Raw genomic sequence first — 1,159 nt, forward strand, 5'->3', positions numbered from 1 at the left:
CTGAGGTTGAAAGGGTGGGGTGACAGTCGGCGTTGGCGGTGCTACATCCTCGTCATGAGGTACGCGGATAGCGGTGGTCTGACCGCCGTGGGGCGGGCGAAGCGTGAGGCCGTGCGCTTCGAGGCTGCGGAGATGTTCGAGCAAGGGGTGCGGCCGCCGGAGGTGGCCCGCAGGTTACGGGTGACGCGGAAGTCGGCGTATGCCTGGCACGCAGAGTGGCGTCAGGGTGGCAGGGCTGCCCTGGAGTCCAGGGGAGCCGGTGGCTTTCCGTGCCGGCTCAGCGATGCCGAGACGGAGCGGTTGCAGACCGAGCTGGAGGCCGGCCCGGCGGCGCATGGCTGGATGGAGGACCAGCGGTGGACCCTGGCGAGGGTCGCGGAGCTGATTCACCGACTGTTCGGGCACCGGTACACCCCGCGCGGGGTGTCGTATCTGCTGCATAGGCTGGGCTGGTCACCGCAGGTCCCCGCACACAGAGCCGTCGAGCGGGACGAGCAGGCCGTCGAGCTGTGGCGGACGGAGCAGTGGTCACGGGTAAGAGGACGGCCCAGCTCCTGGGCGCGTGGATAGCTTTCGAGGACGAGGCCGGACAGGACCTGAAGCCCGGGAAGGGCCGGACCTGGTCGCGGCGGGGCCGGACGCCGCTGGTCAAGGTGACAGGCAAGGGCTCAGGTCGTGTCCTGATGGCCGGGATGATCTGCCTCAGGCCGGGGCGTGCAACCAGGCTGATCTACCGGACGCAGACGTACCGGGGCCGAACCGGCGAGAAGAAGGGTTTCCGCGCGCGAGAATTCGCGGACCTGCTGACGTCCGCCCGTCGGCAACTCGGCGGTGCCCCGCTGATCGTGGTGTGGGACAACGCCAGCACTCATCACGCCAAGGCCCTGCGGGAGTTCTGCGACCGCAACAGCGACTGGCTGACCATCGTCAATCTCCCGCCCTACGCGCCCGACCTCAACCCCGTCGAAGGCGTATGGGCCCATCTGAAGAAGTCCCTGGCCAACCTCGCACCCCACGCGATCGAAGACCTCACCCCACTCGTGAAGAACCGTCTACACGACATCCAACGCCGCCCCGAAGCGCTCGACGGCTTCATCACCGAGACCGGACTGCGACTGGAGCCCCCGTAACCCCGTCACCCCACCCTTTCAACCTCAGC

At 68.1% G+C, this 1,159-nt stretch carries 1 protein-coding gene; it reads left to right on the forward strand.

Annotation, left to right across the window (positions count from 1 at the left end):
• Positions 1–54: 54 nt before the first annotated feature.
• A protein-coding gene (locus ACZ7M2_RS52450; protein ID WP_471601369.1) for an IS630 family transposase occupies positions 55–1,130 on the forward strand; the annotation gives its coding sequence in 2 pieces (ribosomal slippage) (positions 55–514 and positions 514–1,130; 1,077 coding nt in all).
• The last annotated feature ends 29 nt before the right edge of the window (positions 1,131–1,159 follow it).

It is taken from the genome of Streptomyces sp. NPDC111507 (assembly GCF_055638955.1).